The organism is Myxococcus llanfairpwllgwyngyllgogerychwyrndrobwllllantysiliogogogochensis (assembly GCF_006636215.1).
GTDB lineage: Bacteria > Myxococcota > Myxococcia > Myxococcales > Myxococcaceae > Myxococcus > Myxococcus llanfairpwllgwyngyllgogerychwyrndrobwllllantysiliogogogochensis.
In genome coordinates this window covers 1-8,769 of sequence record NZ_VIFM01000379.1, presented here as the reverse complement: position 1 = coordinate 8,769, position 8,769 = coordinate 1, and the positions used below count along the sequence as shown (strand labels likewise).

At 65.6% G+C, this 8,769-nt stretch carries 9 protein-coding genes; all 9 read right to left on the bottom strand.

What is annotated here, in order from left to right:
* A partial coding sequence (locus FJV41_RS45945) for a hypothetical protein (RefSeq protein WP_246137835.1) occupies positions 1 to 1,316 on the bottom strand: 1,316 nt, incomplete at its 3' end.
* 120 nt (positions 1,317 to 1,436) lie between these two features.
* Positions 1,437 to 2,687, bottom strand: coding sequence for a serine/threonine protein kinase (locus tag FJV41_RS45940; RefSeq protein WP_141648971.1), 1,251 nt, complete (start codon positions 2,685 to 2,687; stop codon positions 1,437 to 1,439).
* Between the two features lie 165 nt (positions 2,688 to 2,852).
* A complete protein-coding gene (locus FJV41_RS45935) occupies positions 2,853 to 4,661 on the bottom strand; it encodes a serine/threonine protein kinase (RefSeq protein ID WP_141648970.1) in 1,809 nt (602 codons plus the stop codon).
* A 10-nt stretch (positions 4,662 to 4,671) separates the two neighbouring features.
* Positions 4,672 to 5,616, bottom strand: coding sequence for a DUF2381 family protein (locus FJV41_RS45930; protein WP_141648969.1), 945 nt, complete (start codon positions 5,614 to 5,616; stop codon positions 4,672 to 4,674).
* 215 nt (positions 5,617 to 5,831) lie between these two features.
* A complete protein-coding gene (locus tag FJV41_RS45925) occupies positions 5,832 to 6,131 on the bottom strand; it encodes a hypothetical protein (protein WP_141648968.1) in 300 nt (99 codons plus the stop codon).
* Complete coding sequence (locus tag FJV41_RS45920; RefSeq protein ID WP_141648967.1) at positions 6,128 to 6,577, bottom strand: hypothetical protein; 450 nt, start codon at positions 6,575 to 6,577, stop codon at positions 6,128 to 6,130. The genes FJV41_RS45925 and FJV41_RS45920 overlap by 4 nt, the downstream gene beginning before the upstream one ends.
* 12 nt (positions 6,578 to 6,589) lie before the next feature.
* Positions 6,590 to 7,123, bottom strand: coding sequence for a M15 family metallopeptidase (locus FJV41_RS45915; protein ID WP_141648966.1), 534 nt, complete (start codon positions 7,121 to 7,123; stop codon positions 6,590 to 6,592).
* A complete protein-coding gene (locus tag FJV41_RS45910) occupies positions 7,123 to 7,407 on the bottom strand; it encodes a hypothetical protein (RefSeq protein ID WP_141648965.1) in 285 nt (94 codons plus the stop codon). The genes FJV41_RS45915 and FJV41_RS45910 overlap by 1 nt, the downstream gene beginning before the upstream one ends.
* Positions 7,408 to 7,468: 61 nt before the next feature.
* Positions 7,469 to 8,769: Hint domain-containing protein (locus FJV41_RS45905; RefSeq protein ID WP_246137834.1), on the bottom strand; the 1,301-nt coding region annotated here is incomplete at its 5' end.

Sequence of the window (8,769 nt, the reverse complement as noted above, 5' to 3'; positions counted from 1 at the left end):
AACTTCCCTCCCAGGAACCGCCAGCGCACTTCCGCCGCCCCCAGGTAGCGAGCCCCCGGCTTCCCAGCTCCGACGGCGAGCCCCTTCACGGCCACTTCCAGGCTGCGCTCGAAGAGCTGCACCGCCACGCGCCCGTCCATGTCGAGACGCCCCCAGGAGAACACCTCGGCGCCCACCGACAGTTTCAGGTGCTTGCGGAGCCCACCGTAGGCCATCGCATCCCAGCCCACTTCCGCCTCCCCGAACGCGGAGTAGCCATCCGGGAAGGGCGCATCCGCGAGCGGCACGCCAGCAGGGCCCGCCGCCTGGAAGCGCGCCAGCTCGTAATCCGGTCCGAAGAAACCTTGCCGGAAGCCACCATGTTGCCGCCGCGCCTCTAGCCGCAACGCCATCTTGAGCGTCGGTGTGATTGCATCCGCGCCCGCACCGACAACCGCGCCCCATGCGCCTGCCTCCCCCGGCCTGCCGCCCCAACCCGCGAAGACCTGCGCTTCAAACTCAGGCCGCACAACCAACACGGCCACCGCGTCCATGTGCGCCAGCGTCACCGAGGCCGCGCGTCCACCAGCACGTCCCCAGTCATGCACCGCCGACAGGCCGAGTGTGTAGCGGCCCTTCTGTTTGGGCTTGCCGAAGAGAACGTGCTCCAGGTCCAGTTCCGCCTCCGCGCCCATCAGTCGAGCACCGAGAACGTCCGAAGAAAACGCCTCGACGTAGACGGGCCCCAGAGTGCCGGTGAGGACGCCCGCCGCCGGGTGGTAGTTCGGATTCGCGCGGTGGGCGTAGCGCCGGACGAGATGCCCGTTGAGAAGGCTGTAGCTATCGAGCTTCCCGAACCACACGCCCAGCGGCGAGTTGTCCGAGCCCAGTTTGAGCGCCCGGACCAGTTGGCCCCAGTCGGAAAGGTCGTCCCAGTCCTCGCGCCGGACAACCCCGCCATCCTTCGGCCCCCACACGCGCAACCGCAGCGGAGTCCCGAGGTTGACGCCGAACTCCGGGCCGCGCTCGAAGACGATGGTGGGCTCGACCTGGAAATAGCCCTCATCCGTGCCCATGCCCGAGCGAGGCAGCAACGCCCACGTCGCGGCCTCCACTCGCAGCAAGTTTGTCCAGCGCGCAGGCCGTGAGACCTCGCCTCGCTCCGGAGCGGGTGGGCTCTCGGCATCTTCCGTCGTGCTCTCGGGCGACGTCTCTTCCTCTATCTCCTCTATCTCGTCCGCCACTTCGGGCGGCGGTGGGTCCGCAATCTCTTCCGCCCACGACACTCCAGGCAGCACCAGCAACAGCGCGACAATCCAACCTTGCATCCTTTGCATACACGTCCCCCATGCGTGCCCCGGAATGAGACACGAAAGACACACGTCTCCCAGTCGGCGCAGCGACTTGCGTCGGGCCGGTGGTGAATCAGCAGTGGTGAGTGGAGATAGGTGCCGACGTCAGGCGGTCGGCGGCGCCTTCACAGCGCGACGAGGAGTGGGGTCCGTCGTCAGCTCGTCTTCGTTGCGCGCTTCGGGCTGCGTCTCGACATAGTCGGGAGGCGCCCGCCAATCGGCAGGGGCAAAACCGCCCTCATCGTCGAGGAAGTCCAGTTCCTCCATCCTCTCGCCCGCGTCGGAGAGAGCTTGCTCTACTTCTTTCACAGCATCTTTCGGGCCGAACGGGGGTAGCTCACCCAGTCGGACGCGCAATACACGCTCCAGTTCGGAGGCCGTCTGGAAGCGCATCGCGGGGTCGCGCTGAAGTAGCCAGCCGAGAATGGCGCAGAGCCGCTCGGGGAGCCCCTGCATTGCCGCATCTACATCCCCGGGGCGGTACGCCATGGCCCAGTGAATGGCGTCCTCCGCGACAGACGTCAGCCCCGCGTCCATGCTTCTGACTGTCGCCTTCAGCAAGCGCCGCCGTTCCTCCTCGGACATGCGCGCCTCCAGGTCGGCCATCTTCATGTTGCCCGGGTCGTACAGGTGCCGGCCCGTGGCGAACTCCAACATAGTCAGGCCCAGCGAGAAGAGGTCCGCGCGCCCGTCAACGTCTTCCCCCAGCAGCAGCTCCGGTGAAGAGTAGATGACGTCGCCCTTGGGACGCGGGAGTGTCGTTACAACTCGCCCGGCCAGACGCGAGAAGGCAACTCCGAAGTCCGTCAGCTTCACACCACCCCGAGGCGCGAGCCGAATTCGCGTCGGGTTGACGTCGCGGTTGACGATGTTCAGAGGGATTCCGGCATCGTCCGTGCGCGCATGGGCGTAGGCCAGCGCCGCCGCAACTTCCGCGAAGACGTACAGGATGAAGGCTTCGGAGAAGTAGCGCCCTCGTGCCTGGGCAATGGCAAGCAACGAATCCAGCGTGAAACCGCCGACGCATTCACTGGCCACGCAAAGAGCGTGTTTCATCTCGAACAGGCCGACGACGTGGGCGATGTTAGGGTGCTGGAGGAACCGCGCCAGCCTGACTTCCTCTTCCAGTCGAATGCGCGCGCGCTGGTGCTTCTCCGAGAGGCCCCCTCCCTGGGCGAGCGCTGCGTACTTCACCAAAACCTTGCCCTGGAACCCCTCGGGCGTGCGGGGCCGCGCGTAGAGGATGCGCTCCCCGTTGCGCCCCTCCCCGAGAATCTGGAAGAGAAAGTAGGTGGTATCCCCTTGAGTAAAGAGGACCACGCCCTCAGTGAGTCGAGGGTTGGAATCATCAGACATGAATGGAGTCTCCTGTTTGCCCTCCGCGAAGGCTGTCGCGTGAAGGCAGACAGAAGGTACTCCTAGTCATGTCCGACGTGAACGACGCTATAGGTCGCGAACGGCGCGAAGCCCGCCCATCGGAAAAGACCCCGAAAATGCGTAAACCCCCTTTACAGAGAGCTGTTAGGGCCAGTCTTTTACAGCGTAACCGTATGCGCTTCGGCTGAAAGTGACGGTCCCAGGCTGGGGGCCCGGCTCGGCTTCTTCGGCCCCCTTCTCTCCAATGGCGATGCAAACCGGGTATGTGCGCCCATTGGGCAACCTCGCCTCGGTGTAGCGAGCCAGAAGGGCGCCACCGCCCGTCCACACGCGCCCCAGAAGCACCGTTCCAGTAGGAAGTTCGTCAACCCCGAGGCGGACAATGCCGCGCACCGGCCCGTCCGAATAGACGCCTACGGAATTCAGCCCCCCCGGCTGACTCTTATCAATGGTGACTGTCACCGCATACCCTTCGTAGAAGCGAAGCACCTCGAACATGGCCTCCCGCGCTTCCTCGGGGCATGCACTGGGACCGGGGCGGACCTGACTGCCCGGGCATCCCATCTGCAAGGCCACGACAGCAGAGGCAGCAGCGCACTTCTTGAGGAACTCGGCCCGGCCGCCACTGGATGCAGGGGCCTTCATGGCCTGAGACTCGGACGTATTGGCGACGATAGGGGCACGCTTCACGGAGGGGCTTTCCTTCTGGACAGGAGCTTGAGGGGACAACGCTATCCCAGGGGATGATGCAACAGGCGCAGGAGAAACGACGCCTGTTCCCAGGGGCATACCGGCATCCTCCTGCGGGGCCACTATGAGCAATGGCGCGCCCGTTCCGGCGTCTCTCTGTGCGGAGGGCTCGTCAGATGCCATCGCGCTCGACTCCTGTCCGGCCTGTCTCGACGCGAAGAGCCCCGCGAGGGCCGCTACAGCGAGCGTGGCCCCCAAGGCACCCAGCAGGATTCCACGGCGGGGCCGCGTTCTCTTGACCGCTTCGTCCGTTCCCGTCGCAGGAGTGAGCAGCGGTTTTGCCGTGAGGGTGTGAAGCGGAGTTACCCACTCGGGACCCGAGTCTATCGCGAGGGCCATCAGCTCACGCCGAACCGCCTCTGCCGTGGGGGGGCGGTTCTCGGGCTTCCGCGCAATGAAGCGCATCACAGCGTCGCTCAGTGCGCCGGGAACCCGCTCATTCAGCACCCGAGCGTCTGGCGGCATCGCCCTGCCTTCGACGGGCGTCTTCGCGGAATCGCTCGCGGGCTGGGGATTCGTCAGCGCGTCATAGAGGCACACGCCCAGCGCATACACGTCGTCCGTGACCTTGAAATCGTAGCGAGCGTCGCGGTCGTCGCCGTTCTCCCGGAGGAAGCGGGAGGCTTCGGGAGAACGGTAGCGGCGCGTGCCGGGAGGAAGCGGGGCGTCCGTCAGGTCTTCCGCGTGGGTGTAGTCCCCTGCGCTGAAGTCAATGATGTACGGCTCATTGTCCGAGGCGCGCACCATGACGTTGTTCAGCTTCAAGTCGCGGTGGAAGACGCCGCGCCCGTGCATGTAGTCCACGGCAGCCGACAACTTGATGAAGAGGCGGACGACCTCCTGCGCAGTGGGGTGAACCTTCTCCACCCACTCAGCCAGCGTGTAGCCATCCACAAAATCGAGGATGACGTATAGCCAGCCGCTCTCGAAGTCAGGCCACCGGCCATAGGCACGCGAGGCAATGATGTTGGGGTGGCGAAGATGGACGAGACAGCCCAACTCGCGCCTCAACCGTGCGTCCGCCTTCTCCTCGTCTCCACTCGTGGCACGGTGCATCGCGACCTTCATCGCGTAGTGCTTACCGTTCATCTCCACTTTGTAGACGGCACCGTAGGCCCCCGCACCAACGAGTTTCACGACACGCCATCCATGGACTGTATGGCCGGACGGGAACTGCGCGGGATGATGAATGACTGTCAGCATGGCGGGCCCACTAAAACTCAATCCTAGGAACGACGACCTGCACGACGCCGTCGTTGTCGAGCAGGTCCACGCGACATACCTCCCCAAGTGGCCACGGAGGGACCTCGGTTTCTATTACCACCAGACCAGCGCCTTCGGGCTCTACCCGAGGCAATGCCGAGCGCACGCGAATCACGCCCAGATTCTGACCGCTCTTGGAGTTCACGACGCGGGCCAATGTCGGAGCCCAAGACTTCTTCCCGGTGTTCCGGACCTTGACGCTGATGGCCGCCCATTCGGGGGCTCGAAAGCCCGTCGCGCCGTCAATCTCGAGCGTCTCCTCGGGGCCTGTCTTCATCGCCCCTTTGCTGCGACTTACTCGCACTCGATCATCCAATGCTCCGGACATAATCAGTTCGACAGGTCCGCCTGAGTCCCGTAGCGCCCGAAGTGTCTGAAGCTCTTGCGCCTGTGCATTGAGCTGAGCGCGCGTGTTCATCAACTCGGCATGGAGTAGTTCGACGGAATCCTTTCGACGAAAGACTTCCACGCGTGTGTCCACCTGTGCCGTGTGGGAGACGAGGACAAAGACCCCACGGTCCTGCGTGACACTGCCGGCAAACCGGACCCGAAGCCCGAGCCTCTCACCGGGCCCCAGGTCAACGGCAGGCTCCAGGGCCAGGATTCGTTCTCCCACGTCCACAAGGCGGAAGCGCTCGCGGCCCTCCAGCTCCACCGAGCCACGGTCGAGAGGGGCGTCGAAGAGAAGTAGGGTGGTTATCCCTGCCGCGACGCGCAGCTCCGGCACGGGCTCGGCAGGGCCGCTTGAGAGGGCCACACGCCGCTCCTGACGCTCGCGGGGGGCAGGAAGGGGCTGCGCCGAAGCGGCGACTCCCACCAGCAGTGAAAGAATGGCAACGGGTCGAAGCAACGCGGATTCTCCCGTGCCGACCCTAGCAAACCCGGAAGAACCCATCGGCCAGAAAGTCGCCCGAGACAGTCAAGTCCCGGACGCCCCAGGAGCCTTGCGATTGCCGCCCGTTGAGCGAGCGAGGCGCCATCCCCGCCACACCCTTTGCACGGACAAGCCGACTGTGCCTTAGTCCCACGCGGGCGGCTGCGGTGAGTGCCGCAGTTTCACGGCGTAGCGAGGTCTCAGACCAACCGCGCCGATTCCGCAGTCGCCCGCTCTCAGTTCGCTAGCTTCGCCACGGTGAACCCGACCCCGAGGCCCAGCACCAGCGTCACGGCAACAGCAGCGAAGGACACGTCTCCCGCCTGTTGCCGCAGGGACTCGTTCTCTGCGCGCAGCCGCTCAATTTCGGCCGCAGTCCGGATGCAACGACGCTCGGACAACCAGCAGCCGCCCTCAACCTCGACGGCTGCGGTCGCCCCATCCGGGAAGAGCTGCGCGCGCTCAACGCTGATGACCTCGGAGCCCGCCGCAGGAGTCGTGACGAGCAGGGCCAGCACGAGCGCGCCGAGCTTCACTTTCCGCCCCTGTCGAGCTGCTCAAGCACGGCAATCGCAGCGGCCTTGCCCGCGACCTGCCCTGCGGCCAGCTCGCCCGCCTGCCCGGCACGCTCAATCGCGGGTGTACCGAAGACGAGCCGCTTGATGACCGTGAAGCCACCCGCCGCCGTCAACGCCACCTTCAGGGCCGTCACCAGCAAGGCCAGGGAGAACGGCGCACCAGCGGCCAGCGCGTTCGCCACAGCCCCCGCCAGCGACACGCCCAGCACCAGCACCGCGCCGCCCCTGTCCGTGCGTAGGAAGGGGATGAACGCACCTCCGAACTTGCGCAGCAGGTACACCAGCAGCACCACCACGAGGGCCGCGAGCAGCGCGTAGTTCCGGCTCGTCACCGCGTCGAGCAGGAGCTGCGCGAACGCCTCGAACTGCTCGGGATTCGGCCCGACCGTTCCAACATCAACCATGTGTCCTCCGAGTTAGAAGCCCAGCCGTGCCAGTTCGGCCGCAAGCGGGGGATTTGCAGCGCGCCAGGCCGACGAGCCGCGTTCGTTTTCGAGCTGCTTCCACACCGCCGCGACCGAACTCCTCTCGGCCAACGTGCGTAGCGGGGTGAGCTGTAGGGCGCTCACGTAGCCCGGCCACTGCACATGGGGCGCGTCGCCAAACCGCCCGCCCCAGACGAGCCCGGCCTTTGTTGTCTCCTCGCCGAGCACCCGGTACGCGGGAAGCCGCCAGTCGGGTTGAACCCCGGGCCGCTCGTCCCCGTCACACACGAAGTCGAAGGCGAGTCCGTAGTTGTGAGCCGACAGCCCCGCCGCAGATGCCTTGCCCCCCTTGCCCGCGAGGTAGAGGCGCCGCAGCTCGGCCTGCTCGTCGAAGGTGCGAAAGCCGTAGGTCGCGACGTACCTGACGCCCCGGGCCTCGCAGCGCGCGACGACCTCAAGGGCGACCGCGACGAACGGCAGGTAGACACGGTCCAGGTCGACGCGCTTGAAGTTCGTCCGAGGCATCAGGAGTCGCCCTCCCCGGCCCGAGCCATGCGCAACAGCTCCAGCTCCACGGTCTGCCGAACTTGGGCGGGGAGGCCCGAGCTGAACTCGTCACGCCATCGGCGAATGGCGCCCAGCTCCACCGCAAGGACGTTGATGCGCTCGTCCTGACGCGCGACCTTCTCGACCAGGGCGCGAATCTCCCCGACGAGGGACTTCGCGGCCCACGCAAGAACACCGACTCCCGCCGTTCCTAGCAGGGAGCCGACTACGAGCTGAACGGACTGAGTCTCTTCGGCGGTCACCACATCACCAGGGCGTTGGGTTGCCCCATGTAGATGCTGTGACTTCTTGGCGTGGCCCAATCTACTCGCGCGGCTTGAGGTTGTGCGCGAGTAGGCCCTTCGTGACGTAGGTCTTCGCGAAGCGCACGGTCACCTTCATCACGTCACCGGCATCTGCCGGTTCAACACGCGCCACCCGTCCTGGTGCGAATCCGTCAATCAGCTCCCGGGAGCGCAGCTCATCCGTGCGAACCCAGCCGCGTGTCACCGTGCGCCAGCGATGGTCCGGCGTCACGACGAGCACGCGACCATCCATCATCACGAGCTTGCAGCGCGCGGCATGATGGCGGCTGACGTGTGTCACCTCGAACACGCCCCCGTCCGTCCTGCCCTCGTGCATCGTGAGCACCCGCATGCCGGGCTTGAGCATCTCGGCGGGCAGCTCCGTACCATCGCCGAGCAACACCGGTTCCCAAGGCGCCACGCAGGTTCCATGCCCGGAGCCACCGCCACCGCTCCCTCCAGAGGGCGTGGACGCAGGCCCCGTCACGCGGCGAACCATGTCCTCGTTGTAGGCGTTCGGAGGGAAGAACCATCGCTCTGCACTATGCCCCTGCGCGTTGTGCAAGGACACCTTGAGGTAGAGCAGCTTGTTGACGAGGGAGTCGCGCAGGCGGTTGAACTTGTCGCCAAATACGAACGTGAAGCCCGCGCTCGTCGCGTTGGCTCCGTCACCATCCCAGGCCCCGTTCTGGTACTTGCGGTCTGCAATGGGGACGGTCGTGGTGTAGAGGAAATTTGGCGGGTGAATGTCCCCAAACGCCCAGTAGAAACCAACCTCCATGAAGCGCAACGCGTCGAGATTGTCGCTTGGCGAATCGGGCTGAATGGTGGCCCGGTAGTGCGCCCATGTGAAGGCGGCCGCCCCACCCGCCGCCCCTGCAATGGCGTACCCTTCGAGGACCTGGATGTTGAGGCGGTCAATGTTCGGCACGCCCTCGTTGTTGCCGCGGTAGTAGATGCGGCTCCCCGTGTCCGCGAGGGCCTGAACGGAGCGGAAGAAACCGTCGCTCAGGTAGTAGCGCCCCACCTGGACGTTGTTCGAGGCGACCTTGAGCGTCGTCCCCACGTTGTCGAGCTTCGCCCCTGCCATGGGGATGCCGTTGCCATCCTCCGCGTAGTTCGACGTCTTCAGCGTGTTCGCGGCGAGCAGGTCGAAGGTGACCATCTTCCGGAGCGACACGGCGTCGAAGTAGAGCCGCTTCCCCACGTCGGCAGCTACGACTTCCGTCTCCCAGTAGAGCTGAACCCCTGTGCAACCGGCCGGGCACGTCCCCGTCAGCGCCACCCGCCGATAGGTCGTTCCCACGGGCCCCACCCTGT